The 26,972-nt window shown below is 63.6% G+C and carries 22 protein-coding genes and 1 pseudogene; 18 read left to right on the top strand and 5 right to left on the bottom strand.

Annotated features, from left to right (window positions below):
- Positions 1–15: 15 nt before the first annotated feature.
- On the bottom strand, positions 16–960 hold the full coding sequence (dsdC, locus tag ACPW74_RS04535; RefSeq protein WP_043154694.1) for a DNA-binding transcriptional regulator DsdC: 945 nt from the start codon (positions 958–960) through the stop codon (positions 16–18).
- A 215-nt stretch (positions 961–1,175) separates the two neighbouring features.
- Here dsdC and dsdA point away from each other — a divergent pair, with 215 nt between their 5' ends.
- Positions 1,176–2,507 (top strand): D-serine ammonia-lyase, encoded by a 1,332-nt coding sequence (dsdA, locus tag ACPW74_RS04530; protein ID WP_104451704.1) that lies wholly within the window; start codon positions 1,176–1,178, stop codon positions 2,505–2,507.
- A 339-nt stretch (positions 2,508–2,846) separates the two neighbouring features.
- Positions 2,847–3,023: a hypothetical protein gene (locus ACPW74_RS04525; protein ID WP_080944224.1), complete on the top strand. Its 177-nt coding sequence runs from the start codon at positions 2,847–2,849 to the stop codon at positions 3,021–3,023.
- 66 nt (positions 3,024–3,089) lie between these two features.
- Here the strand turns inward: ACPW74_RS04525 and icd are convergent, their stop codons facing one another.
- On the bottom strand, positions 3,090–4,343 hold the full coding sequence (icd, locus tag ACPW74_RS04520; protein WP_010673630.1) for an NADP-dependent isocitrate dehydrogenase: 1,254 nt from the start codon (positions 4,341–4,343) through the stop codon (positions 3,090–3,092).
- A 410-nt stretch (positions 4,344–4,753) separates the two neighbouring features.
- On the opposite strand from icd, the gene ACPW74_RS04515 reads away from it, so the two are divergent.
- The gene (locus tag ACPW74_RS04515; protein WP_010673629.1) at positions 4,754–5,845 is read left to right on the top strand and encodes an alpha/beta hydrolase; all 1,092 of its coding nucleotides are present in this window, start codon (positions 4,754–4,756) and stop codon (positions 5,843–5,845) included.
- Between the two features lie 84 nt (positions 5,846–5,929).
- Here ACPW74_RS04515 and ACPW74_RS04510 read toward each other — a convergent pair whose 3' ends face one another.
- Positions 5,930–6,079 (bottom strand): hypothetical protein, encoded by a 150-nt coding sequence (locus tag ACPW74_RS04510; protein WP_010673628.1) that lies wholly within the window; start codon positions 6,077–6,079, stop codon positions 5,930–5,932.
- 557 nt (positions 6,080–6,636) lie between these two features.
- Between ACPW74_RS04510 and ACPW74_RS04505 the strand changes: the two genes are divergently transcribed.
- The 3 genes from ACPW74_RS04505 to ACPW74_RS04495 all read left to right on the top strand — a co-directional run bounded on the left by ACPW74_RS04505 (position 6,637) and on the right by ACPW74_RS04495 (position 10,068).
- Positions 6,637–6,930, top strand: a complete 294-nt coding sequence (locus ACPW74_RS04505) for a hypothetical protein (RefSeq protein ID WP_425858591.1) — start codon at positions 6,637–6,639, stop codon at positions 6,928–6,930.
- A gap of 246 nt (positions 6,931–7,176) precedes the next feature.
- Entirely contained in the window at positions 7,177–9,297 is a 2,121-nt protein-coding gene (locus ACPW74_RS04500) for a hypothetical protein (RefSeq protein WP_010673626.1), read from the top strand.
- 3 nt (positions 9,298–9,300) lie between these two features.
- Positions 9,301–10,068 carry a DUF3142 domain-containing protein gene (locus ACPW74_RS04495; protein ID WP_010673625.1) on the top strand — a complete coding sequence of 256 codons (768 nt, stop codon included), beginning with the start codon at positions 9,301–9,303 and terminating at the stop codon, positions 10,066–10,068.
- On the opposite strand, the gene ACPW74_RS04490 is transcribed toward ACPW74_RS04495, so the two are convergent.
- The gene (locus ACPW74_RS04490; protein WP_010673624.1) at positions 10,049–11,293 is read right to left on the bottom strand and encodes an NADH:flavin oxidoreductase/NADH oxidase family protein; all 1,245 of its coding nucleotides are present in this window, start codon (positions 11,291–11,293) and stop codon (positions 10,049–10,051) included. The genes ACPW74_RS04495 and ACPW74_RS04490 overlap by 20 nt on opposite strands.
- Before the next feature lie 224 nt (positions 11,294–11,517).
- Here ACPW74_RS04490 and ACPW74_RS04485 point away from each other — a divergent pair, with 224 nt between their 5' ends.
- The 12 genes and pseudogenes from ACPW74_RS04485 to ACPW74_RS04430 all read left to right on the top strand — a co-directional run bounded on the left by ACPW74_RS04485 (position 11,518) and on the right by ACPW74_RS04430 (position 26,048).
- Positions 11,518–12,009 carry a MerR family transcriptional regulator gene (locus tag ACPW74_RS04485; RefSeq protein ID WP_010673623.1) on the top strand — a complete coding sequence of 164 codons (492 nt, stop codon included), beginning with the start codon at positions 11,518–11,520 and terminating at the stop codon, positions 12,007–12,009.
- A 2-nt stretch (positions 12,010–12,011) separates the two neighbouring features.
- Positions 12,012–12,479 carry a GNAT family N-acetyltransferase gene (locus tag ACPW74_RS04480; RefSeq protein ID WP_029314039.1) on the top strand — a complete coding sequence of 156 codons (468 nt, stop codon included), beginning with the start codon at positions 12,012–12,014 and terminating at the stop codon, positions 12,477–12,479.
- A gap of 83 nt (positions 12,480–12,562) precedes the next feature.
- A pseudogene (locus ACPW74_RS04475) lies at positions 12,563–13,472 on the top strand (pseudouridine synthase).
- Between the two features lie 64 nt (positions 13,473–13,536).
- Positions 13,537–14,004, top strand: a complete 468-nt coding sequence (locus ACPW74_RS04470; protein ID WP_010673620.1) for an NUDIX hydrolase — start codon at positions 13,537–13,539, stop codon at positions 14,002–14,004.
- Between the two features lie 158 nt (positions 14,005–14,162).
- Positions 14,163–15,269, top strand: coding sequence for a tRNA 2-thiouridine(34) synthase MnmA (mnmA, locus tag ACPW74_RS04465; RefSeq protein ID WP_010673619.1), 1,107 nt, complete (start codon positions 14,163–14,165; stop codon positions 15,267–15,269).
- 415 nt (positions 15,270–15,684) lie between these two features.
- Positions 15,685–16,296, top strand: a complete 612-nt coding sequence (hflD, locus tag ACPW74_RS04460; RefSeq protein WP_010673618.1) for a high frequency lysogenization protein HflD — start codon at positions 15,685–15,687, stop codon at positions 16,294–16,296.
- A gap of 30 nt (positions 16,297–16,326) precedes the next feature.
- The gene (purB, locus tag ACPW74_RS04455; RefSeq protein WP_425858590.1) at positions 16,327–17,697 is read left to right on the top strand and encodes an adenylosuccinate lyase; all 1,371 of its coding nucleotides are present in this window, start codon (positions 16,327–16,329) and stop codon (positions 17,695–17,697) included.
- A 152-nt stretch (positions 17,698–17,849) separates the two neighbouring features.
- The gene (locus tag ACPW74_RS04450; protein ID WP_010673616.1) at positions 17,850–18,980 is read left to right on the top strand and encodes a cupin domain-containing protein; all 1,131 of its coding nucleotides are present in this window, start codon (positions 17,850–17,852) and stop codon (positions 18,978–18,980) included.
- A gap of 403 nt (positions 18,981–19,383) precedes the next feature.
- The gene (pykF, locus tag ACPW74_RS04445; RefSeq protein ID WP_010673615.1) at positions 19,384–20,796 is read left to right on the top strand and encodes a pyruvate kinase PykF; all 1,413 of its coding nucleotides are present in this window, start codon (positions 19,384–19,386) and stop codon (positions 20,794–20,796) included.
- Between the two features lie 149 nt (positions 20,797–20,945).
- Positions 20,946–24,263, top strand: coding sequence for a mechanosensitive channel MscK (gene mscK / locus ACPW74_RS04440; protein ID WP_010673614.1), 3,318 nt, complete (start codon positions 20,946–20,948; stop codon positions 24,261–24,263).
- 120 nt (positions 24,264–24,383) lie between these two features.
- A complete protein-coding gene (locus ACPW74_RS04435) occupies positions 24,384–24,992 on the top strand; it encodes a LysE family translocator (RefSeq protein WP_182957674.1) in 609 nt (202 codons plus the stop codon).
- A gap of 57 nt (positions 24,993–25,049) precedes the next feature.
- Complete coding sequence (locus ACPW74_RS04430) at positions 25,050–26,048, top strand: 6-phosphogluconolactonase (protein ID WP_244081141.1); 999 nt, start codon at positions 25,050–25,052, stop codon at positions 26,046–26,048.
- 63 nt (positions 26,049–26,111) lie between these two features.
- Here ACPW74_RS04430 and ACPW74_RS04425 read toward each other — a convergent pair whose 3' ends face one another.
- Positions 26,112–26,852 (bottom strand): dienelactone hydrolase family protein, encoded by a 741-nt coding sequence (locus ACPW74_RS04425; RefSeq protein ID WP_103859028.1) that lies wholly within the window; start codon positions 26,850–26,852, stop codon positions 26,112–26,114.
- Positions 26,853–26,972 lie beyond the last annotated feature (120 nt).

Raw genomic sequence — 26,972 nt, 5'->3', positions numbered from 1 at the left:
AAACCAGGTCCCGTTTCAGGATGCCCCTTGCGCCTGATCCTGTATCCAGCGGATGAATGCCTGGATCTTGGGACACTGGCGATGAGGGAGGGTCGCCAGGTAATAACGCGGCTCGCAGCGCACCGCCATATCCGGGAAGGGCATCACCAGCGCTCCGCTCGCCAGCGCCTGGCTTGCCAGCTGCCTGCGCCCCATGGCGACACCGGCGTGGTGGGTGGCGGCAAGGATCGCCAGATCCGCCCGATCAAATCCCATGTGTGACGAGCAGGCCTCCAGGGAGAGATGCCAGTGGCTCCCCCAGGTGCGCCACTCGTCGCTGTCGGTGTCCAGGCCCCAGGCCTGCCTGTCATGGAGCAGGCGGCACTGCTGCAGATTCCCCACCTCCCCCATCAGACCGTGGTCGCTGGCGTATTGAGGGCTGCACACCGGCACCATGAATTCATCCATCAGGGGGTGAATGGCCAGGCCCGTCGGGGTTCTGGCGTCGAAGTTGAGGGTCAGATCGATGCCGTAGCCGTGCAGGTTTATATGCTCGTTGCCCGTCAGCAGGTTGAGCTCGATGTGAGGATGCAGGCGGGAAAAATCGGCGAGCCTTGGCACCAGCCAGCACTGGGCGATGGAGGGGCGCGAGTGCAGCGTCAGGGAGCCCGACAGCGCCTGCTCCCTGATCTCCAGCACCTCCTGATTGATGAACTCCAGGGAGGAGGTGAGCGCCCAGAAGATGCGCTGCCCCTCCGTGGTCAAGGCCACCTTGCGGTGAAAGCGCTGGAACAGCAAAAAACCGAGCGCCTCTTCCAGGGCCGAGATGCGGTGGCTCACCGCGCTTGGGCTCAAGGAAAGCTCGTCGGCGGCGAGCGCAAAGGAGCCGTGGCGGGCCGCTGCCTCGAAGGTGTGGAGCCTGGCGAGCTGATGGCTGCTGAGCAGCTTGCTCCTCACCCCTGGGTGCTCATCGCGTTGCATGGTTGGGCCTCCCTCTCTTTTATCTGGCAGATGATACCAGAAGGGCGAGGTTTGCATTCACCAGGAAGACCCAACTCACCCGTATGCGAAGACACAGCAGGGTAGATGACCATTTGCATCAACTGGGCTCATCCAAGCGACGCGTTTTATCATTTGTCACGGCAACGCTGGCGCCGTTCAATGGGATGATTCCGTCACCACCCCGAGAGGCTTTCATGACACACACCGACATTGCCGGGCTCATCGCCCGCTTCCCCCTGCTCGAACCGCTGATCGCCCTCACCCCTGTGACCTGGTTCAATCCGGGGGCCACCTCCCTAGCGGAAGGATTGCCCCATGTGGGGCTCACCCGGCACGATGTGGCCGCCGCCTCCGCCCGGCTCGCCCGCTTCGCCCCCTACCTGTGCGAGGCCTTCCCCGAAACCCGCGCCAGCCACGGCATCATCGAGTCCGGGATCGCCGCCATCCCGACCCTGCAGGGGACCCTCAATGGGCGCTACGGTGTCGAACTCACCGGCAGGTTGCTGCTCAAACAAGACAGCCATCTGCCCATCTCCGGCTCCATCAAGGCGCGCGGCGGCATCCACGAGGTGCTGGCCCATGCCGAACACCTGGCCATCCAGGCTGGGCTGCTGCGCGAGACGGATGACTATCGCACGTTGTTCTCGGACGAGTTCCGCCACTTCTTCGGCCAGTACAGCATCGCGGTGGGGTCGACCGGCAACCTCGGCCTCTCCATCGGCATCATGAGCGCCCGCCTCGGCTTTCGCGTCACCGTCCACATGTCGGCTGATGCGCGGGAGTGGAAGAAGCGCAAGTTGCGCCAACATGGCGCCATCGTGGTGGAATACGCCGAGGATTACGGGGTGGCGGTGGAGCAGGGACGCAAGGAAGCCGAGCGCGATCCCAACTGCTTCTTCATCGATGACGAGCACTCCCGCACCCTGTTCCTCGGCTATGCGGTGGCGGGCGAGCGGGTGAAAAAGCAGTTCGACGAGATGGGCATCAGGGTGGACGCCGACCATCCGCTCTTCGTCTACCTGCCTTGCGGCGTCGGCGGTGGCCCGGGCGGAGTGGCTTTTGGCCTCAAGCTGGCGTTCGGGGACAACGTGCACTGCTTCTTCGCCGAACCTACCCACTCCCCCTGCATGCTGCTCGGGGTCCACACCGGGTTGCACGATGCCATTGCGGTGCAAGACCTTGGCATCGACAACCTCACCGCCGCCGACGGCCTGGCGGTGGGACGCGCCTCCGGTTTTGTCGGCCGCGCCATGGAACGCCTGCTTGCGGGCTTCTACACCCTGAGGGATCAGGAGATGTACGACCTGCTGGGGCTCCTGGCCCGGGATGAAGAGATCCGGCTCGAGCCCTCGGCACTGGCGGGCATGGCAGGCCCCTGGCGAGTGGCCACCAACCTTGAGTGGCAGAGTGGGCAGGGACTGGATGCTGCCAGGATGGCCGGGGCCACCCACCTGGTGTGGGCCACCGGCGGCGGCATGGTGCCCGCCGAGGAGATGGAAAAATACCTGGCCTGCGCCCGGATCTGATCTTTTTTTCGCCCCCGTGACCCGCCGACCTGGCGGGTTTTTCTGCTGCGAGATCAGCAAGATGGCACCTCAGCCCTCGCCACCATGACACAGACGGCCAGACTGCTGGACAGCCTGATTTGTCATCCAGCCCCACTGACTGGTTATTTTGTGATACGATAGAGACCGTTTTTTGACATCTGCGCCCCGTTGTCCCCTTTTTCCGGTGAGATAACCACCGGATCCGGCGACCAACACCTGTCGGGCGCAGCACAACATGTGCCCAGTTCGAATCGCTCCTGCGCGACCTTGACGCCTGGAGCACTCCCCTCTGGGCATCTTAGATAAGGAGATCGGGCGATGAAACAATATCAAAGCTGGTTGGGACAATATCTGATGAGCCGCCGTGACGGAGACCACGCCATGGCATCCGAGCTCGCCAACTCCATCTGCGAATTCTGGCAGGCCCGTGGAGATGAGGCCGAGACCAGCAAATGGCAGCAGATCTACGAGCAGCACGTGGAAAAAACCACCTGACGACCTGCTCTCTTCCATAAAAAAACCGGCGCTCATGGCGCCGGTTTTGCATTTCAACGACCCGGATCACATCTGGTCGATCATGTCCTGGGCGAACTGGGAGCAGGAACGCAGGGTGGCCCCTTCCATCAGACGCTCGAAGTCATAGGTGACGGTCTTGTTGGCGATGGCCGCTTCCATCCCCTTGACGATGAGGTCAGCCGCCTCGGTCCAGCCCAGGTGGCGCAGCATCATCTCGGCAGAGAGGATGAGGGAACCCGGGTTGACCTTGTCCTGGCCAGCGTATTTCGGCGCGGTGCCGTGGGTGGCTTCGAACAGGGCAACGCCGTCGCCGATGTTGGCACCCGGTGCGATGCCGATGCCGCCGACCTGGGCCGCCAGCGCGTCGGAGATGTAGTCGCCGTTGAGGTTCATACAGGCAATGACGTCATACTCGGCCGGACGCAGCAGGATCTGTTGCAGGAAGGCATCGGCGATGACGTCCTTGACCACGATGGTCTTGCCGGTTTTCGGGTTCTTGAAGGAGCACCAGGGGCCGCCGTCGATGAGCTGGGCATCGTACTCTTTCTGGGCCAGGGCATAGCCCCAATCCTTGAAGGCACCCTCGGTGAACTTCATGATGTTGCCCTTGTGCACCAAGGTCACGGAGTCGCGATCGTTGTCGATGGCGTACTCGATGGCGGCACGGACCAGACGCTCGGTACCGGCCTTGGACATGGGCTTGATGCCGATGCCGCAGGACTCGGGGAAGCGAATTTTCTTCACGCCCATCTCGTTTTGCAGGAAAGCGATCACCTTCTTGGCTTCATCGCTGTCTGCCTTCCACTCGATGCCGGCGTAGATGTCTTCGGCGTTCTCGCGGAAGATCACCATGTCGGTCAGCTCGGGGTGCTTGACCGGGCTCGGGGTCCCTTCGTAGTAACGGACCGGGCGCAGGCAGACGTAGAGGTCCAGCTCCTGGCGCAGGGCCACGTTGAGGGAGCGAATACCACCGCCGACCGGGGTGGTCAGCGGGCCCTTGATGGCCACGCAGTATTCACGAATGAAATCCAGGGTTTCGGCCGGCAGCCAGGCACCTTCGCCATAGACATGAGTCGATTTCTCGCCGGTATAGATCTCCATCCAGGCGATCTTGCGCTCGCCTTTGTAGGCTTTCTCGACCGCAGCATTCACCACATTCAACATGGCCGGGGTCACGTCCACACCGATACCATCCCCTTCGATAAACGGAATGATGGGATTGTGGGGAACCTGCAGCTTGCCGCTGGCATCGACTGTGATTTTCTGGCCCTGGGTCGGGATAACTACTTTGCTTTCCATCGGCATCTCCTAACTTCCGTTTGTTATCAATCTGATCGTTGCGCGCGGCCATCTTAAGCCCATCCATTTGCATAATCAAATAGCGGGCGTGCATGTCAGACCATAGTCGGGGAGTGGATCACAGTGCGCCTGAGGATCCCCTACTCCCTCGCTGCCCTCTGGTCCTGACGAGGCGCAGGCCCCGTCCATCCGGGCCTCTTCCTCTAGTGATGACAGCGTCTTCCTGCCCTCGCCGCCCCGAAGGCGTCATTCCCCCAAATCCCGTTCGCCTTTACATCGTCGTAACCCCTTTGGCGAGGCAAGGCGCGCCGGGGGACAGGCAGCCGGATCCGGACTAGGCTCTTTGCCAGTGATCGGGGCGCCCGGGGCGTGGCCGATCATGAAGAGAGCACGACAACAAGGAGAACACCATGTTTATCGTCACCAACCGGATGGTCAACGAGCAGGGCAAGACCCCCAGCGAGATCTTTGGCGAAAAACCCGCAGAGGGCCCCAACGAACTGCGCCTCGCCGAGGCCCGGCGTCAGGGCAAGCAGTGGCAGCTGGACCTGCTGCCGGATCAGATCACCGCCGAGATGGCCGCCAGCGTCGGCCTTGACCCCGACCTCCCCCACCCGGCCAGCGCCTATGTGGCGCGCAAGCTGCTGGAGCGCTGCGCCGGGACCGGCAGCACGGCCAAGCAGAAGCTCAAGACCGGCAAACACCTGCTGCTGTTCGTACACGGCTTCAACAACGATCTTGACGATGTGCTGGAGCGGGCCGCGGGGCTCGAGGCCCGGTACGGCGTCGAGGTGCTCTGCTTCAGCTGGCCCGCCAATGGCGGCGGCGCCCGGGGCGTGCTGAGCTACAAGAGCGACAAGCGCGATGCCCTGGCCTCGGCCGGTGCCCTTGACCGGGTGCTGGAGAAGATGAAGGGGCTGATCGACGAGTTCAACGGCCAGTATGTGACGCAACTGGAAGAGAAAGCCCAGAAGAAGTTCGCCGACAACGGCGAGGCCTGGGATCGCTACTTTGCCAAGGAGGTGAACAAGCGCTGCCCCTTCACCATCAACCTGCTGCTGCACAGCATGGGCAACTACCTGTTCAAGCACCTGCTGGGCAGCACCACCTACCACGCCAACCAGCTGCTGTTCGACAACATCATCATGGCCGCCGCCGACACCAACAACGAGCTTCACGCCCAGTGGGTCGATCGCATCCAGTGTCGCAACCGCCTCTACATCACCATCAATGAGCGCGATGGTGCCCTGATGGCATCGCGCATGAAGATGGGGGAGCAGCAAAAGGCGAGGCTCGGCCACTACACCCGGCGACTGGATGCCAGAACGGCCACCTACGTGGACGTGACCAATCAGCCCCATGTGGGGGACTCTCACGCCTACTTCGAAGGGGATGCCCTCGCCAACGAGAAGGTGCTGCGCTTCTTCCACACCGTCTTCAACGGCGGCACCGGCGAGCGCACGGAGCTGTTCGATGCGGCCCAGAACCTCTATCGCCTCTAGCCACTGCGCAAAAAAACCACCGCCCCGAACAGGGCGGTGGTTTTTCATTATGCGCTCACTCGGTGGCCACAAGGCCGCCAGGGGCTAGTGTTCTGCCGCTTCCGGCTGGGGCGCTTCGCTGCGCTCCCGTTGCAGTTCATCGACCCTGGCCTGCCATCTGTCCTGGGCCTGTTTTTGCCCCTGGGACTCGAATTCCTGGCGCATGGTGTCGATTTTTTGGTCAAGTTTTTCCATCAGGATGTCTCCTTACATCTCGGGTTACACACTGGCTGACGGCACTGTTTGGCCAACCTGCTCACCCGATTGGACACCAGGTTTTCCCCAATTGTCCAACAAAATAAACGATTGATTATGCAAAAACCAATCTAGAAAATGGGTTAAAGCTCCTTATGAAACCCCATCACCCACCCTGAAAACGCCTGATAAAAACACTATTTTTACCATTGATATCAATATCTTGATATTTATCACTCGCTCAATGACGCCCTTGAGATCGGCATGACGAATGTATGCACATTTTTTTTCACAAAAACGCCCCGCTCTCCGGATTCTGCGACCGGAAGGCCCCCTTTTCCATCCAAAAATACGATGGGTTATGACACAACCCATCTCTTTAATGGATAGATAATCCCCAATCCCGGCCCTGCGGCTTGCCAACCCGACCATCAGCAGGTTCGCTTGTTACCCATCCGGGCATATCCCGCCCCACTCCCGCCCCGATAAAATGAAGCCGCACCACGCCTGCTGAGCGGGTTGTTGCCGCCCTCATCCCCTCTCGTCGGAGTCATGACATGGATCTCTTCTGGTGGTTTGCCCTGCCCGTCGCCGCAGGCACCTTCTATGGGTGCTATTTCTGGAACCAGCGCCATGCCCAGCCCGACTGGCTGCGCCTGCCCACCCGCGCCGACTACCTGCACCAGCATCCCGAATGCGCCATCGACCATGAACTGGGGGCGCGCTGCTGCGCCTGCGGCTCCGACAAGGTGCTGGGCCACCCCCAGACCGGCTGGCCTGATCATCGCTTTCGCCACACCTGCCTCGCCTGCGGCAAGGCGATCTTTCGCACCGAAGAGCCCCCTGTATAAGCATCCACATTCGCCCTTTTTGTATGGCGATGTATGGCGATGGCAGATGCTGACACCCGCGAAGCAGCAAAGAGCACGCGCTCGGGACAGGGAGATGGCGCAGGCGTCCTGACAGGGAGAGCGCCGACCAGGTCATAATGGGTTGTCGTTTGTGACCCTCTTTCGTACTATTGCCCGCCACTGCAAACCCCCTTTTCCGGCCCGGGCGTCACGCACGGCGCGGGCCCACAAACGGATAGCGATCCCATGACATCTCTGACCCACTGCTCGGTGCTGGCGATGACGCTGGTTGCACTGCCCGCTCTCGCCTCCGGCGACGGTGACGGGTGCGGCTTCTGGCTCACCGACTGCCCTCTCCCCACCTATCCGCTCTATCTCAACGAGAACGACACCCGGGGCAACCTGCTGATGCTGCTGGGGGATGCCCAGCATCACCCCCTCCCCTTCACCCTGCCGGCGGATCCGCTGAACGAACGCAGCCAGCCGCTGTTCTACCTCACCCGCCTCCCCCAGCCGGAGGAGGTGGAGGACCCGGCGCTGCGCGAGCAGCTCGGCAGCCGGCTGGCCGCCTACGACCCGTCCCTCCCCCCGCTGCTCGAGCACTACGCGGGCCACGACTCCCTCTACGGCCACGCCATCTCCAACTCCCTCTCCTCGGTCAGCGCGTTTCTGGACGCCCTCGAGCAGAGCGAGGTGCCCGCCCCGGAGCGCACGTCGCTGCTGCGAAGCCGTCTGCTGATCCTGGGGCAGCAGGAGAGCCCCGCCCCCGCGACCGAAATGAGCAGTGCTGCCCTGGAGTGGCAGGGGTATCTGCAGGCCGCCCGACACTTCTACGAGAGCCGCTTCGAGGAGGCCCGCGCAGGCTTTGCCGCCTTGCAGCAGGCCAAGGCCCCCTGGGTGGCCGAAAGCGCGACCTACATGGTGATGCGCACGGAGATCAACCTCGCGATGAAGGAGGCGAAGGACGAATACGGCGATCAGGACGTGACCAGGAGCGACAAGGAGGCCCTTCGCCGCGCCATGGCCCAGGGTCAGGCCTATCTGGCGGCCTACCCGCAAGGGCGCTACGCCAGCTCGACCAGAGGACTGTTCAGACGCATCCAGTGGATGTCCGGTGATCTCGGCGCCCTGCGGGATGCCTATGACGAGGCCATGGCAACCCGCCAGCCCTTGCCGGCGCTGGAGGCCCTGGTCAACGAGATCGATCTCACCCTGCTCAGTGGCGATGCCTATCGCCATCAGGCGGCCTATCAGGACTCGGCCCAGCCGGCGCTGCTGTTCGTCAATGCCCTGCGGGGTCTCAGACCGACCTATGAGCGGCCGCGGGACTGGCAAGATGCCCAGCTGGACGACGCCATCACGCAACTGCAAAAAACCGGTCACCAGGCGCAGGCGGCCTATCTCAAGGCCTACGCCCTCTTTTTGGACAAGCAGTTCGAGCAGGTGCTGGCCCTGCCCTCCCCGGGGCAGGAGGACGCCACCCTGGCATTCAGCCACCAGATGCTGCGCATCTGGGCCTGGCAGGGCATGAAGGCCTTCGACAAGGCCGAGCAGGCCCTGATGGCACTGGTGGCCTCCCCCCTGGGTCAGGCCCAGCAGGCGTTCGTGGAGAACGTGCTGGCGGATCACTGGGTGCGCACCGGCAACACGGCGGCCATCTTCCAGCCGGGCAGCCCCATCACCCAGCTGCGCATCCGAGCGGCCGTGCTCAAGCAGGAGGCCGACCCCGCTCTGTTGCGCCAGCAAGCCAGTCAGGGCCCGAGCGCGGCGGAGCGGCAGATTGCGCTCCATACCCTGCTGGTGCGGGATCTCATCGCCAGCGACCCGGCCACCTTCTTGCAGGATGTGGCCCTCATCCCCGCCGATTACAAGGAGGCGACCCCTCCCGCCGACGCGCCCTGGGAACCCGTGCCCAACGGGGATGTGCGCCTCTCGGCGTTCCAGTGGCGCGGAGAGGGGACGCCCCAGGGCTACCACTGCCGGGATCTGACCCAGACCCTTGGCACCCTGGTGCAGCGCCCCGACGATGGTCATGCCCTCAACTGCTTCGGGGAGTATCTGCGCAGCCGGGATCCCCATATCGACCTGTGGCAGGATCGCGAGATGATCTGGGGGCTGGCGCAAGACGAGCGCCCCACGTTCCCGAGTCGCCTCGCCCTCTATCAGGCCGTGATGACCAACCCCAAGGCAGAGCCCGAAGACAAGAGCTATGCCCTCTATCGCGCCATCCAGTGCTATGCCCCCTCCGGCTACAACAGCTGTGACAGCCAGGAGATCCCCAAACGCACCCGGCAGGCCTGGTTCAACACCCTCAAGCAACGCTATGGCAACTCGGTGTGGGCCAGATCCCTCAAATACTACTGGTGAGCCATGAGCAGACGCTCTGAACGCGCCCTGCTGGCGCTGCTGCTGACGGCCCTGGCCACCCCCCTTGAGGCCAGTGTCGATGCCAGCGCCTATGACGCCTTCTGGCTCTGGTCCGCCACCCGCCACCAGCCGGTACTGGAACAGGCCAGCACCCTCTATCTGCATCAGGGGGAGATCCTGGACAGGCCCGGCGGCCCCCGCTTCGTCAAGCTGGGGCGGGTTCCCTCCCCTCTCAAGGCCGGGCAGGTCTGGCTGGTGGTGCGTGTCAACGCCCTCCCCCTCTCCCCCGCCCACGAGCAGGTGCTGGTGCGCCTCTACGAGGGGTGGCGCGCGGCCGGGGCCAGGGTGGCGGGCATCCAGATCGACTTCGATGCGGCGACCCGCCAGCTCGATCGCTATGGCAACGCCCTGCAACAACTGCGGCGCGTCCTGCCTCCCGAGTGCAAGCTCAGCGTGACGGGGCTGCTCGACTGGGCGAAAACGGGGGACGTGGCAGAGCTCAATCGCCTGCCCGTGGACGAGCTGGTGATCCAGACCTATCAGGGCACGCGCACGGTGCCGGGCTATCAGGCCTATCTGCCCGCCATGGCACACCTGACCATCCCGTTCAAGGTAGGGCTGGTGCAGGATGGGGAGTGGGATCCCGCCTGGCAGACAACACTTGCCGCCTCCCCCCACTACCGGGGCGAGGTGGTCTTCCTGCTCAACCGTCCGGCGCCGATCCCGGGGACCAGCAGGGCGATATCCTCCTTCACACCCCCTGCCCCTTGATCCAGCGCCGATAGCGGGCATTGCCACGCAGGGTCTGCCACTGCTGGCAGGCCAGCGCCAGGGCGGGTGCGACCTTGGGGCGGCTCGGCTGGCCACGCCCGAGGCGCCGCAGCTGGTATTTCACCATCGCCATGTAGCCCACCGAGGCCAACACCTTGTTGCGCCAGGGGATGGGGCGCAGCTCGGCGCTGGCCGCCTGCTCCCGGTGCCATCTGGCGGGCAGATCCGGTGCTATGGCCAGCGCGGTGGCCATACCGACGACCGCCACTCCGCTGCCAAGCACCTGCTCCACCACCGGATAGCGGCGAATTCCCCCGGTCACCATCACGGGCATATGGGCAACAGAGACGATCTCCCGAGCGAACTCCAGAAAATAGGCCTCCCGCGCCAGGGTACGGCCATCCCGGGCCTGGCCGTGCATGGCGGGCGCCTCGTAACTGCCGCCGGAGAGCTCCACCAGATCCACCCCGAGCGGGTTGAGCATCTCCACCACCGCCCTGGCATCCTCGGTGCTGAAGCCGCCACGCTGAAAGTCGGCGGAGTTGAGCTTGACCGACAGTGAGAAGCACTCCCCCACCTGCTCACGTATCCCCTGCACTATCTCCAGCAGCAGGCGGGCACGATTCTCAAGGCTGCCGCCCCAACGATCGCGACGCTGATTGGTAAGCGGCGAGAGGAACTGGCTCAACAGATAGCCGTGGGCGGCGTGGATCTGCACCCCGTCAAAGCCCAGATCCTGTGCCAGCCGCGCCGTGTGGATAAAGCGCGCCTTCACCTCGGCAATATCGCGCTCGCTCATGGCCCTGGGCGGGGCGAACTGCCTGGAGAAACTGCCGAGCGCCATGGGCACGGCGGAAGGGGCCAGGGTGGGCTGCCCCAGCGCCGCCGGCATCTGGCGACCGGGGTGGTTGATCTGCATCCAGATCTGGCCCCCGCCGCTTTTGGCCGCCGCAGCCCAGGCCCTGAAACGCTCGCCTATCTGTGGGGATAGCGCCGGGGAATCGAGCACCACGCCCCCAGGCCCCGTCATGGCGCGCCCGTCCACCATCACATTGCCAGTGATGATAAGGCCGGCGCCCCCCACTGCCCAGGTGCGATAGAGCTGGATCAGCGCCTCCGAAGGGGCATGGTCACGGTCGGCCATGTTCTCTTCCATGGCGGCCTTGGCGAGGCGGTTGATAAGCTGGCTGCCACTCGGCAGGGTCAGGGGAGTAAAGGGGTTCATGGCAATCTCCTCGGTAGTGAGGGCCCCACCATAAGTTTGAAGCCGACTTGAAGGTCAAGCCCCTTTGTCGGGATGCCGCTGCGATGGGGGAAATACTATCCAGCCGCACCGCCCTTGCTCAGGGCCGTTGACATTCAAGCGGACTTTAACCCTAGAATTCCCCAGACCCCGCCCCCTCAGTCATTGACATGGCGGGCCCATCAACCCGCAGCCCGGGAGGCAAGATGAAGATCGGTGAACTGGCCAGACAGACCGGCATGGCGGCCTCGGCCATCCGCTTCTATGAAGCCAGGGGCCTGCTCAGCCGGGTGCGGCGGGGTGCCAACGGCTATCGCGACTACCCGCCCGAAACGGCGCAGTTGCTGGCCATCATCGGCCAGGCCCAGCAGGCGGGCTTCTCCCTCGACGAGATCAAGCAGCTGGTACCCGCCGACATCAGCTCCTGGCAGCACGCCCCGCTGCTGGCGGCGCTCAAGGCCAAGGTGAGCGATATCGAGGCGCTGGAGGCAAGGCTTGCCCACAGCAAGCAGCAGTTGCAGGCCCTGATCCAGCTGGTTGAAGCCAAACCGGGCGAGATGCCGTGCGAGGAGAACGCCGCCCGGGTGCTGGCCAGCATGGGCATTGCCTCCCCCGAGGGCGCCGCCAAGGCCACCACATCGGTCAAGCCCGCCATCGTTTCGCGCGGCGCTCACCGTCACAAACAGGGAGAGAGATAAGGATGACGTTTGTCGAGATGGACCCCGCTCACCTGCCGCTTGCCCTGCTGCTGGAGGCCGATCCCGCCGCGTCGCGCATCGCCGCCTACCTGCCCGGGGCCTGGGGCTTTGCCGCCCTGGCGGACAACGAGGTCGTGGGGGCCTGCGTGGCGGGCCTGGTGGGGGAGCAAACCGCCGAGATCTTCAACATCGCCGTTGCCCCCAACCGCCAGCAGCAGGGCATCGGCTCCGGCCTGCTGCGCTTCGTGCTGGAGAACCTGACCGGGAAGGGGATAGGCCGCGTCGAACTCGGTACCGGCAGCTTCGGCCACCAGCTCACCTATTACCAGCGCCACGGCTTTCGCGTCCATGCCGTCGTGAAGGATCACTTCCTCATCCACTATCCCGAGCCCCTGATGGAGCACGGCATCCAGCACAAGGACATGCTGCGCCTCTCCCTTGCACTGGCGCCGGACACCGCCTCCCCCTGACCCGAGAGGGTGAGCCCCGCTCTCCCCCTGATGGCCGCCCCCTGTGGTACACTCCGCCATCCCCTGTTTTTGGTAGGCATGCGATGAAATCAGCCCGTCCCCGTCTCTCCCTCTCCGCCCGCCCTGACGCAGGCCGCACGGCCAGCGGGCCTACCACTGTGCCCCCATCCCAACGCCGGGAGGCCCGGCACCCAGGGAGGGTCAATGAGCGCAAACCGGCCCCCGCCCCGGCGGATCGCAAGCTGCTGCTCCTGAACAAGCCCTATATGGTGCTCTGCCAGTTCACCGACGAGGCGGGCCGCGAGACCCTCAAGGATTACATCAAAGAGCCCGGCATCTATGCCGCGGGCAGGCTGGATCGAGACAGCGAAGGGCTCTTGCTGCTCACCAACGACGGCAAGTTGCAGGCACGCCTCACACAGCCGGGAGAGAAGACCCCCAAGACCTACTGGGTGCAGGTGGAAGGCATCCCGATCGAGGAGAAACTGGCCGCCCTGCGCGCCGGTGTGGAACTCAACGACGGCATGACCCTGCCCGCCGGGGCGCGCATCATGGATGACCCTGCGGTGTGGCCACGCAACCCGCCCATACGCGAGCGCAAAGAGATCCCCACCTGCTGGCTGGAGATAACAATCGTGGAGGGGCGCAACCGCCAGGTGCGGCGCATGACCGCCCACATCGGTCACCCCACCTTGCGCCTCATCCGCTACGCCATCGGGGAGTGGACCCTCGATGGGCTGGCGCCGGGAGAGAGCCGCGCCCCTGCCCGCCCCCGATCTGGCCCCCGCGCCACGACCAGCCGCCACGCAAGGCAAAGCACGGGCATCCGCCGCAGCGGGGGGCACTGGCCGCCGCGCCCCCCGCACCGCCCGGCCAACAGATCAGGATCCACCCCAGGGGCGGGAGCGCCGCGGGGCAGACCCGCGCCCCGGCAATCGCAGCGGCGGGCGCACCACCGCCCGCCGTCCGGCTCGCCCCAAGCCCTCTGAATGAAGGCGACAACGGATCTGCATCGAGCGCCCCTGCCGGGGCACAGCCAACAAGACAAGGAGTCCTTATGAGCGATCACCCACCGCTGCCCACCCGCCTCACCGTGGCCGCCCTGGTGCACTGGCAAGGGCGTTTCTTGCTGGTGGAAGAGGAGATTGCGGGCAAGCGCCGCTTCAACCAGCCCGCCGGCCACGTGGAGCCGGGAGAAGACCTCATCCAGGCGGCCTGCCGCGAGCTGAAAGAGGAGACGGGGCTGACCGCCGCCCCCACCGGCTGGCTCGGGGTCTACCTCTTCAAACCGGCGGACAGCGAGGCCACCTTTGTGCGCACCGCCGTCATCTTCGACCTTGAAAAGTCGCCCGGTCAGCACCATCCAGAGGATCCCGACGGTGACGTACTGGCCTGTCACTGGCTCAGCCTGGAGGAGATTGCCGAGTGCAAGCCCGCCCTGCGAAGCCCCCTGGTGTGGCAGTGTATCCAGGACTATCTGGCCGGCACCAGGCTGCCGCTGTCGGCCCTCAAGGCCTTTATCTAAGCGCCATTGGACGCTCTTTTTGACGCTATGGGGCCGAGACAAGAAAAACGATTTCCCGCCACCGGGCTTCCAAGGGGAACGGCGGCAGGGAGATGTGACCGGGGGCGCAAAACTCTGGTAGAATACGCCCCGTTTAAACGAACTGGTAACTTCGACTAATGACAGACAACAGCCAAATCAAGGTGATCGTCGGCATGTCCGGCGGCGTGGATTCTTCCGTCTCGGCCTACCTGCTCCAGCAGCAGGGCTATCAGGTCGAAGGCTTGTTCATGAAGAACTGGGAAGAAGACGACACGGACGAGTACTGCTCTGCCGCCCAGGATTTGGCTGATGCCAAGGCCGTCTGCGACAAGCTGGGGATGAAACTCCACACCATCAACTTCGCCGCCGAATACTGGGACAACGTCTTCGAGCACTTCCTGGAAGAGTACAAGGCGGGTCGCACCCCGAACCCGGACATCCTGTGCAACAAGGAGATCAAGTTCAAGGCGTTCCTGGAATTCGCCGCCGAAGAGCTGGGGGCCACCTACATCGCCACCGGCCACTATGTGCGCCGTGACGACAGCACCGGCCGCCCTCGCCTGCTGCGCGGCCTCGATACCAACAAGGATCAGAGCTACTTCCTCTATACCCTGAGCGAAGCCCAGGTGGGTCAGAGCCTGTTCCCGGTCGGGGATCTGGAAAAACCCGAGGTGCGCCGCATCGCCGAGCAGCTGGATCTCATCACCGCCAAGAAGAAAGACTCCACCGGCATCTGCTTCATCGGTGAGCGCAAGTTCAAGGACTTCCTGGCCAAGTTCCTGCCCGCCCAGCCCGGTCCCATCGAAACCGTAGACGGCAAGATCATCGGCGAGCATCAGGGGCTGATGTACCACACCCTGGGCCAGCGCAAGGGGCTTGGCATCGGCGGTCGCAAAGATGCCACCGAAGAGGCCTGGTACGTGGTGGACAAAGAGGTGGAGCGCAACACGCTCGTGGTGGCACAAGGGGAACACCCCCGTCTCTACTCCGACGGCCTGGTCGCGAGCCAGCTGCACTGGGTGGATCGCACCCCCATTCGCGCGCCGCGCCGCTGCACCGTCAAGACCCGTTATCGTCAGGAAGACATCCCCTGCCTGATCCAGCCCATCGACGATGAGACCATCCGGGTCATCTTCGACGAGAAACAGGCTGCGGTGACCCCGGGCCAGTCCGCCGTCTTCTACGACGGGGAAGTGTGTCTGGGCGGCGGCATCATCGAACAACGTTTCAGCCATCCGGTCTAAGGGCTGGGCGCTCACGAGCGTCCGCGCTGTACTCCCTTCTCCCCTCGCGGGAGAAGGGTTGGGGATGAGGGGGTAACCACCCTCACCCTGACCCTCTCCCTGAGGGAAAGGGGACAAAGAAAAACAGTACCAGGCAGCGATACATGATTGGCAACGTCCAGGCCGGATCATGGCATCGGCCGGTGAAAGAACAGAACAGGGCCGTGAAGACATGGCCGACACATTCCAGGCCGGATCATGGCATCGGCCGGTGAAAGAACAGAACAGGGCTGTGAAGACATGGCCGACACATTCCAGGCCGGATAATGGCATCGGCCGGTGAAAGAACAGAACAGGGCTGTGAAGACATGGCCGACACATTCCAGGCCGGATAATGGCATCGGCCGGTGAAAGAACAGAACAGGGCTGTGAAGATATGAGCGACAAATTCCAAGACAGAACCATGGCCTTCGCAGGCATCTGCCAGGCCGCCTATCTGGTGCAGAAAGTGGCCCGTGACGGCTCCTGCGACGAAGCCTCCCTGCGCGAGAGCCTGCAAAGCATTCTGGTCACCAACCCCACGCAGCCGCTGGAAGTGTTCGGCAGCCACCTGGCCATTCGCGACGGCTATCGCGCCCTGGTGGAACAGCTGGGGGCCGACGGCAGCCAGAAGAATGCCGAGCTGACCCGCTACGTGGTGAGCCTGATCGCGCTGGAGCGCAAGCTCGCCAAGCGCAAGGACATCCTCAACATGCTGGGGGAGCGGATCAGCCAGATCGGCCGCCAGCAACAGCATTTCGATCTGCTCGACGAGCAGATCCTGGCCAACATGGCGAGCATCTACAGCGACCTTATCAGCCCCATCGGGCCGCGCATCCAGGTGGCGGGCACCCCGCTCTTCCTGCAGCAGCCCCTGGTGCAGCACAAGGTGCGCGCCCTGCTGCTCGCAGGCATCCGCGCCGTGGTGCTGTGGCGCCAGCTCGGCGGCAGCCGTACCCAGATCATCTTCGCCCGCAAGAAGATGGTGGAACTGGCCAAACGATTTTAACCCCCACACCAATCATCAGGAGTTCACCCCATGGAGCTGTCCGCGCTGACTGCCGTTTCCCCGATTGACGGTCGTTATGGCGACAAGGCCGATGCCCTGCGCCCTATCTTCTCCGAATTCGGTCTGCTGCGTTTTCGCGTCGAAGTCGAGGTGCGCTGGTTGCAAAAACTGGCCAGCCACGCCGGGATCCCGGAAGTCCCTGCCCTGAGCGAGGCAGCCAATGCCGTGCTTGACGGCATCGTCAGCAACTTCAACGAGCAGGATGCCGCCCGCATCAAACAGATCGAGCGCACCACCAACCATGATGTGAAAGCGGTGGAGTACTTCCTGAAAGAGAAGGTGGAATTGAACCCGGAGCTGGCCGCCGTCAGCGAATTCATTCACTTCGCCTGCACCTCGGAAGACATCAACAACAACTCCCACGGCCTGATGCTGAAGACCGCCCGGGAAGAGGTGATCAAGCCTTATTGCGAAAAGCTCATCAGCGAGATCAAGCGCCTGGCCGTCGAGTACCGCGACATGCCGCTGCTCTCCCGTACCCACGGTCAGCCGGCGACCCCGAGCACCATGGGCAAGGAGATGGCCAACGTCGCCTACCGTCTGGAGCGCCAGCTCAAGCAGATCATGGCGGTGGAGCTGCTGGGCAAGATCAACGGTGCCGTGGGCAACTACAACGCCCACATCAGCGCCTACCCGGATGTGGACTGGCACCAGTTCTCCGAGGAGTTCGTCACTTCTCTCGGCCTGACCTGGAACCCCTACACCACCCAGATCGAGCCCCACGACTATATCGCCGAGCTGTTCGACGCCCTGGCCCGCTTCAACACCATCCTGATCGACTTTGACCGTGACGTCTGGGGTTACATCTCCCTGGGCCACTTCAAGCAGCGCACCATCGCCGGCGAAATCGGCTCCTCCACCATGCCCCACAAGGTCAACCCCATCGACTTCGAGAACTCCGAAGGCAATCTGGGTCTGGCCAACGCCGTGTTCCAGCACCTGGCGAGCAAACTGCCCATCTCCCGCTGGCAGCGTGATCTCACCGACTCGACCGTGCTGCGCAACCTGGGTGTGGCGGTGGGTTACTCCCTGATTGCCTATCAGGCGACCCTGAAGGGCATCTCCAAGCTGGAAGCCAACGCGGACGCCATGGCCGCCGATCTGGACGCCAACTGGGAAGTGCTGGCGGAACCCATCCAGACCGTGATGCGCCGCTACGGCATCGAGAAGCCCTACGAGAAGCTCAAAGAGCTGACCCGTGGTCGCCGCGTCGACGCCGAAGGGATGCGCACCTTCATCGACACCCTGGAGTTGCCGGAAGCGGTCAAGGTCGAGCTCAAGAAGCTGACCCCGGCCAACTACATCGGCGACGCCCAGCGTCTGGTCGATCTGCTGAAATAAGTGATGTAACCGAACCGGCGGGGGCTCTGTCATGACGGCAGGGCCCCCGTTGGTTTTGGCCCATTTGATATGATCACCCTCTATCGGGCCATTTCAGAGCCCTTGCCCAAGCCCGCCTTGGGCAAGCCCTCTCACAAGATACGAGAAGCACCATGTACCAACTCAATCTGGATATCGCTCACTTCCTCGAGCACTACTGGCAGAAGCGCCCGCTCCTCATCAAGGGCGGTTTCACCGACTTTCAGGATCCCATCAGCCCGGACGAGCTGGCGGGTCTGGCCATGGAGGAGGTGATTGAATCGCGCCTCGTCACCCGCTTCAACAACAAGTGGGAGGCGGCCCACGGCCCCTTCGAATCCTACGATCACCTGGGGGAAGAGAACTGGACCGTGCTGGTGCAGGCGTGCAACCACTGGGTACCCGAGGTGCACGAGCTGGCGGTGCCCTTCCAGTTCATCCCGGGCTGGCGCTTTGACGATGTGATGGTGAGCTTCTCCACCCCTCACGGCGGTGTCGGCCCCCACATCGACAACTACGATGTCTTCATCACCCAGGGTCAGGGCAAGCGCCACTGGCGGGTCGGCGATGCCAAGCCCTTGAACGAGTTCGCCGCCCACGCGGCCCTGCTGCACTGCGAGCCGTTCGAGGCGATCATCGACGTCATCATGGAGCCGGGCGATATCCTCTACATCCCGCCTGGATTCCCCCACGAGGGCTACGCCATCGAGCCCTCCCTGAACTTCTCGGTGGGTTTCCGCGCGCCGGACGCCAAGGCCCTTGTCTCCTCCTTTGCCGATCACCTGATCGACAACGAGATCCGCACCGAACGTTACGGCGACCCGGACCTCCAGCCCCGCGCCCGCCACGGGGAAATCCAGCCCCATGAGCTGCACCGCCTGCGGGAGCTGATGCAACAGGCCCTCGACGACGAGACCCTGTTCAAGGAGTGGTTCGGCACCATGATCTCCGAGGCCAAGCACGATCTGGACGTCAATCCGGTGGAGCCGGACTACAGCGCCGACGAGGTGGCCGACCTGCTGAGTCAGGGGGAGCCCGCCATCAAGGTGCCGGGGTTGCGCAGCGTCTGGTTCAGCGGCGAGAGCCGCACCTGCTACATCGACGGCGAAGCCTGGACCCTGCCAAGCGAGGATCCGGCCGCCATCGCACTCCTGTGCGACAAGGACATCATCACCCAGGACGCGCTGGTGGAACTGGCCGATCAGGCGGGCTTCCTGCAACTGCTGACCCGGCTGGTCAACCGCGGCTACTGGTTCTTCGGCTGATCCAGAGGGCTGCCGCCCCTCCCGGCGTGCCGGGAGGGGCGGCGTTTTTTCCGCTGTAGGCCAACCGGCTCCTGCCCTGCATTGCTTCGCCCTGACGCCGCGGGAGGGAGTGACTACACTGGATGACGGCCAACGGCATCGGGCCGGATCGCCCCCGCAATGGGGCCCTGTTGTTTGTCATTTAACAACATGGGATCGGGCAGGATGCGGGGCCAGAAATGGGAACCAAATGGCCTCAGTTGCGGAAAATCAATTATTTTAGCCCCTAAAATGAGCTGTGAGCGAAAACGTTATCTTTCAAATTGAGGCCGTTTTCGCTCAAAACGTTGTTTCTGGATCATAAAAAGTATCCAAAAACTGGTGTATATTGCACGGCGGAAATTCCTTAACCATGAAGACTGACATGAAAAAGACCAAAATCGTCTGCACCATCGGTCCCAAGACCGAATCCAAAGAAATGCTGGGCAAGATGCTGGATGCCGGCATGAACGTCATGCGCCTGAACTTCTCCCACGGCGACTACGCCGAACACGGTGGTCGCATCAGCAACCTGCGCGCTGTCATGGCCGAAACCGGCAAGCACGCAGCCATCCTGCTGGACACCAAGGGTCCGGAAATCCGCACCATCAAGCTCGAAGGCGGCAACGACGTCTCCCTGGTCGCCGGCCAGACCTTCACCTTCACCACCGACCAGACCGTGGTGGGCAACAAAGACAAAGTCGCCGTCACCTATGCCGGCTTTGCCAGCGACCTGCGCGTCGGCAACCGCATCCTGGTTGACGACGGCCTGATTGGCCTGGACGTCATCGAAATCACCGAGCGCGAAGTGATCTGTAAAGTGCTCAACAACGGTGACCTGGGCGAGAACAAGGGCATCAACCTGCCGGGCGTCTCCATCAAGCTGCCGGCCCTGGCCGAGAAAGACAAGCGCGACCTCATCTTCGGTTGCGAGCAAGGCGTTGATTTCGTTGCCGCTTCCTTCATTCGCAAGAAAGAAGACGTGCTGGAAATCCGTGAGCACCTGAAAGCCCACGGCGGCGAGAACATCCAGATCATCTCCAAGATCGAAAACCAGGAAGGCCTGGACAACTTCGACGAGATCCTGGCTGTCTCCGACGGCATCATGGTTGCCCGTGGCGACATGGGTGTCGAGATCCCGGTAGAAGAAGTGATCTTCGCCCAGAAGATGATCATCGAGAAGTGCAACAAAGCCCGCAAAGTGGTCATCACCGCCACCCAGATGCTGGACTCCATGATCAAGAACCCGCGTCCGACCCGTGCCGAAGCCGGCGACGTGGCCAACGCCATCCTGGACGGTACCGACGCAGTGATGCTGTCCGGTGAGTCCGCCAAGGGCAAGTACCCGCTGGAAGCCGTGACCATCATGGCCACCATCTGCGAGCGTACCGATGCCGTGATGCCGTCCAACCTGTCTGCTGCCAATGACAGCAACAAGCTGCGCATCACCGAAGCGGTCTGCAAAGGCGCGGTAGAGACCTCCGAGAAGCTGGACGCCCCGCTGATCGTGGTTGCCACCGAAGGCGGCAAGTCTGCCAAGGCCATCCGCAAGTACTTCCCGAAAGCCTGGATCCTGGCCATCACCACCAACAAGAAGACCGCTGCCCAGCTGGTGCTGACCAAGGGTGTGGTTGCTCACGTGGTTGACTCCATCGCCTCCACCGACGACTTCTATCGCATCGGCAAAGAAGCCGCGCTGGAAATCGGCATGGGCGTGAAGGGTGACGTGGTTGTCATGGTCTCCGGTGCCCTGGTACCGAGCGGTACCACCAACACCGCCTCCGTTCACGTACTGTAATCCGTCCTGAACCGATGAAAGCGGCGCCTGCGGGCGCCGTTTTTTTTTATCTCTCCCCCTGCTGCCCCTCTTGCGCCGGTGCTAGAATCCACGCGGATTTTACCCTGGTGGAAAATCCCCCGAACATCGCATAATCACCCGGACGCTTTATGCTCTCAACACGCTTCAAAAGAGCCTCGGCCACCCTGCTGCCGCTGCTCTGTTTACTCATCACCTTCTGGACCCCGAGCACCCTGGCGCAGGATCTGCCCCAGCGCGCCACCGTGCAGCGGGCGCTCGACGCCCTCGGCAAATCGGACACCCCCACGGCCAGCCAGCAGGCGGACCAGAAGTTCCTGACTGACACCCTCTCCCTCCTCGACAGCATCGACAAGGAGAAGACCAAGGCCAAAACCCAGAGCGAACGCCTGCGCACCCTGCCGGCAGAGCTCAAGGAGATCGGCGCCAAGCTCGACGCCCTGACCCAGGGCAAAAGCCCGGAGCAGCTCAAGAGCGAATACGCCACCATGAGCCTGGCGGAGCTCGATGCCCGCCAACCCGAGATCATGGCCAACATGCAGGCGGCCCAGGAGGCCCTTGGCACCATCGGCAGCCAGATCACCAACCTGCAGACCCTGCCGGAGCGGGCCCAGGCCAGCATGAGCCGCGCCTATCAGCGCAGCCAGGAGATCCGCACCCGCCTCAACGCCGGGGACGGGGTGAGCAGCGCCGAGAAAATGAAGCTTAATGCCGAACTGGCCCTGCTGGATCTGCAACTGGCCAACCTGCAAAAGGAGCTGGACAACCGCACCAGCATGCAGGATCTGGTGGTCAAGCAACGGGACTACCAGAGTGCCCGCCTCGCCAGTGAAGAGCAGAAACTGCAGGCATTGCAGGAGCAGAGCAGCGCCAAGCGCCTGGGGGATACCGAGAAGACCGCCGAAGAGACCGGCGAACTGGTGGCCGCCGAAGACAACCCCCTGGTGCAAAAAGAGCAGGAGCTCAACTACCAGCTCAGCCAGCAACTCATCAGCTCCACCAACAGCCTCAACACCCTGGCCCAGAAGAACCTGCAGGCGAAGAGCATGCTGGAGCGCGGCACCCAGACCGAGCGCAACCTCAACGAACAGGTGCAGATGCTCAAGGGCAACCTGCTGCTCTCGCGCATCCTCTATCAGCTCTACCAGCAACTGGAAGCGGCCCCCTCCACCCTGGTGAAGAACCTGGAGGAGCAGATCGCCGACCTGCACCTGGCCCAGTTCGAACTGAGCCAGCAGCGTGACCAGCTGTTCCAGAAGAACCAGTATCTGGACAACCTCATCGCCAGCAGCGGCGAGACGGTGAGCGACGAAGACAGGGCCAGCCTTGCCAAGCTCATCGACACCCGCATCGGCCTGCTGGATCAGCTCAACCGCCAGATGGATGCCCAGCTCACCAACGCCATCAGCCTGCAACTGACCCAGCAGCAGCTGACCCGGGTCTATGCCTCCATCGAGTTCACCCTGCAGCAGCACATCTTCTGGGTGAGCAGCAACAAGCCCATCGATGCCAAGTGGTTCATCACCTGGCCGGCCCAGGCCTTCAAGCAGGCCTCCGACTGGGTGCTGAAACCGGACTGGAGCGGCTGGGGCGACATGCTGCTGGCGGTCTCCCTGCTCTCCCTGCCACTGCTGCTGGTGGGCGGCCTGCTGCTGTGGAAGCGCGGCACCCTGCTCGAGCGCCAGAAGAAGATCGTCAAGGATCTGGGACGTTTTCGTCAGGACAGCCAGTGGCATACCCCCCGTGCGCTGCTGTTCACCGTGCTGCAACGCCTGCCGGGCACCCTCTTCATCCTGGCCGCCGGCCTGCTGCTCGCCTATTGCGGCCTGCTGAGCCCGAGACTCATCTTCCAGATCACCCTGAACCTGGCCCTCGGCTACCTGGTGTTCAGCGTCTACCTGTCGGTGATGCGACCAGGGGGCATCGGCGAGACCCACTTCCGCATGCCGCGGGACGAACTGCAGGCCAAGCGCAACAGCATGCGCTACCTCTGGCTGCCCCTGCTGCCCCTCATCATGCTGTCGACCAAGGCGGTGGTGGAGCCCTCCTCCCTTGGCAACGACGTCATCGGCCAGGGCATGACCATGCTGCTGCTGGGGCTGACCGCCTACCTGGTGCTGCCCATCTCCCGCGCCCGCATCAAGGGCGAGGCGAGCATGTTGCAGACCCTGACTGCCGTCGCCCTGGCGCTGGCGCCGGTGGCCCTGATGGTGCTGGCAGCCCTTGGCTACTACTACACGGCTCTGAAACTCACCGGCAGGCTCATCGAGTCCTTCTACCTCATCATCATCTGGGGTCTGGTCTATCGCACCGCCCTGCGCGGTCTTGAGCTGGCAGCCCGTCGTCTGGCCTATCGCCGCGCGGTCGCCAAGCGGGAGCACAAGACCCAGGAGGATGCAGAAGGGGGCGAAGCCATCGAAGAGCAGCCCATGGATCTGGAAGAGGTCAGCCAGCAGTCCCTGCGTCTGACCCGCATCATGCTGCTGCTGGTGTTCGGCGTCGCCTTCTACTGGCTCTGGTCTGATCTGGTGGCGGTCTTCACCTACCTCGACAGCGTGGTGCTGTGGCACAAGAGCGAGGGGACCGGGGCCAACGCCGTGCTCTATCCCATCAGCCTGAGCGACGTGCTGACCGGCCTGTTCGTGTTTGGTGCGGCTCTGTCGCTGGCCCGCAACCTGCCGGGCCTGCTGGAGGTGCTGGTGCTCTCCAAGCTGCGCCTTGCTCAAGGCACGGCCTACGCCTTCACCACCATGCTCAACTACGCCCTGATCGGGGTGGGCAGCCTGACGGCGCTGGCCATGCTGGGGGTCCAGTGGGAGAAGCTGCAGTGGCTGGCCGCCGGTCTCTCGGTCGGTATCGGTTTCGGCATGCAGCAGATCGTCTCCAACTTCATCTCAGGCATCATCATCCTGTTCGAGCGCCCAGTGCGGATCGGCGACACCGTCACCATCGGCACCATCTCGGGCACGGTCAACAAGATCAGGATCCGCTCCACCACCCTCACCGACTTCGACCGCAAGGAGGTGATCATCCCGAACCAGCAGTTGATGATAGAGCGGCTCATCAACTGGTCCCTGTCCGACACCGTCACCCGGGTCATCGCCCGGGTCGGGGTGGCCTATGGCTCGGATCTGGATCTGACCCGCAAGCTGTTGATGCAGGCCGCCATGGAGAACAGCCGGGTGCTGAAAGACCCGGCCCCCATCGTCTACTTCCTCACCTTCGGGCCCAGCACCCTGGATCACGAGCTGCGCTTCTTCGTGAGCGAGCTGGGGGATCGCAACCCGGCCATCGACGAGCTGAACCGCCGCATCGACGTGCTGTTCCGCGAGCATGGCATCGAGATCGCGTTCAACCAGATGGACGTCTACATCAAGAACATGCAGGGAGACGAACAGAAGGTGGAATCCCGCCCGGCGCTGCCGCCGGCAGGGAACCAGCCCGTCTGATCCCGCCCGCTTCACAGGCCCCGTCACGGGGCCTGTTTTTTTCTGCCCGCCCCCCGCCTTGGAAAGCGCAGATCGCCCCCAATATAGGGAAGACAACGGACTGTCTGCACGAGGAATCCAATGGACTCGCTCTACGCCGTGGTGCTCTTTGCCATCTCGGCATCGGTCACCCCCGGCCCCAACAACATCATGGTGATGAGCGCCGGCGCCAGCGTCGGGGTACGCAAGAGCCTGCCCCTGCTCATGGGGATCTGCGTCGGCTTCACCCTGATGCTGTTGCTGGTGGGGCTGGGCTTTGGCCAGCTCTTTACCCGCTTCCCCGAACTCCACTTGTTCATCAAGTGCGCGGGCACCCTCTATCTGCTCTATCTTGCCTGGCTCATCGCCCGCCCGACGGACGGGATGACTGACAGCAACGGGGCCCGCCCGTTCGGCTTTTTCAAGGGAGCCCTGTTCCAGTGGGTCAATGCCAAGGCCTGGGTGGTCGCCACCGGCGCCATCGCCGCCTTCACCAGCGCGGGGAGCGACCCCTTTGAGCAGCACCTCGTCATCGCCCTGACCTTCTTCATCGTCTCTTTCCCCTGCGTCGGACTCTGGCTCCTGTGCGGTTCCCTGCTCAAGCGCTGGCTGGCAAACGATCTTGCCCGTCGCCGCTTCAACCAGGTAATGGCAGCCCTGCTGGTACTGTCAGTGGTGCCCGTCATTCGCGAGATCCTGATCCCCGCCTGAGAGGCCGGGACTCCCCTTTCCCTTGACCCGACGGACGGCCGTCGCAAAGGAGATGCAATGCAACAAGTGGTCTATGTGGCCAACCCGGTGAGCGGGTTGATCCATGTGTTTCGCCTCGAAGCAGGCACCCTCGCCCCGCTGCAGGAAGTGCAGACCGGCGGCGAGGTGCAGCCCCTGGTCATCAGCCCGGACCGGCGCTGGCTCCATGCAGGGGTGCGCCCCGATTTTCGGGTGCTGAGCTTCCCCATCACCGCCGATGGGCGGCTCGGGGCCCCGACCTCGGCGCCGCTGCTCGGCAGCGCCTCCCACACCTGCACCGATGGCAGCGGCCGCCTCTTCTTTGCCGCCTCCTACGCCTTCAACCACGTCACCGTCTCCCGCCAGGATCAGGCGGGGCGGATGCAGCCCCCTCACCAGCGTCTCGACCACCTGATGGCGGCCCACTCGGTCACCTGGCTTGCGGGGCAAAACGGGGAGCAGGAGCTGCTGGTGGCCTGCCTGAAGGAGGACAGGGTGCGCCGCTTTGCCCTGGTGGACGAGAAGCTGGTTCCCCATCCCTTGGGGGACATTCACACCGCACCCGGCGCCGGGCCCCGCCATCTGGCACTGCACCCGGACAACGGCGATCTCTATTGCCTCAACGAGCTCGATGCCACCCTCAATCGCTACCACAGGGAGGCGGACGGACAGATAGTGGCGCGCGAGAGCCTGGACATGCTGCCCCCAGGCTATGAAGGGGAGCGCTGGGGCGCCGACCTGCACCTGACCCCGGATGGACGTTTTCTCTACACCAGCGAACGGGCCAGCAGCCTGCTCACCCTGTTCGGCGTCTCCCCCCAGGATGGCGCCCTCACCCCCCTCGGCCACTTCCCGACCGAGGCCTGTCCTCGGGGCTTTGCCATCGACCACAGCGGCCACTGGCTCATCGCGACCGGGCAGCAATCCCACGAGGTGGCGCTGCATGCCATCGACCCCGAAAGCGGCCAGCTCACCCCGGGCCCACGGAGCGAGGTGGGCAAGGGGGCCATGTGGGTGAGGGTGCTCGCCCTCCCCTGAGATGGCGAAAAACGGGCATAAAAAAAGCCATGGCACTGCCATGGCCTGCGTGAGCCGGCCCCCTCAGGAGCCGGTCACCTCCTTCAGGAAACCGGTGAAGCGCTGCCAGGACTTGGCATCGGCATCGGCGCGGTAGTTGTCCGAACCAAAGACGCTGAACGCGTGGGGAGCACCGCTGTAGCTGGTCGCCTCGTGCTTCACCCCGGCGCTCTCCAGCTCGGCCACCAGCGCCGCAAACTGACCCAGAGAGACCGCCTCGTCGGCGCTGCCGTGCTGGACAAGCAACTCTCCCTTCACCTCTTTGTAGTCCTGCCCGGCCGGGGTCTCCAGCCCGCCGTGCACGCTCACCACCCCCTTGAGATCCGCCCCGCTGCGGGCCAGCTCCAGCACGGCGGCGCCGCCGAAGCAGTAACCGAGGGCCACCGCATTGTCGAGCCGCCCCCCCTGCCTGCCCGCCTCCGCCAATCCCCCTTGCAGCAGGGTGCGCATCCTGGTCCTGTCCTGATAAAGGGCCCCGGTGAGGCGCTTCTTGTCTTCCACCGTGCTCGGCCTGACCCCGGCACCGAACAAATCTACGGCAAAGACACTGTAGCCCAGGGCCACCAGCATCTCGGCCCGCTTGATCTCGTAACCGTTGAGCCCGTCCCAGTCGTGCACCAGCACCACCAGAGGGGCATCCTTGTCGGCACCCGCCAGGTAATAGCCCTCGAACGGATTGCCTTCGACCTCGTAGCGCACCGCACCGGCCTCGGCCGCGCCGCTTCCCATCAGCCCCAGCAGGGCCAGGATCCATGCCCTCTTCATCCTTTCGTCCTCTCCCGTCAATGGTGCCCCTGAGTGTAGCCGCTTCACATGGGGAGGCCGGGTTCAGTGGTACGCAGGCAAAGAAAGAGAGGCCACCCGAAGGTGGCCTCTTTTTCATCA

It is taken from the genome of Aeromonas sp. INTO2, from assembly GCF_049860605.1.
GTDB lineage: Bacteria > Pseudomonadota > Gammaproteobacteria > Enterobacterales > Aeromonadaceae > Aeromonas > Aeromonas caviae.
The sequence above is the reverse complement of the archived record's forward strand: the minus strand, read 5'-3'. Positions and strand labels throughout refer to the sequence as shown.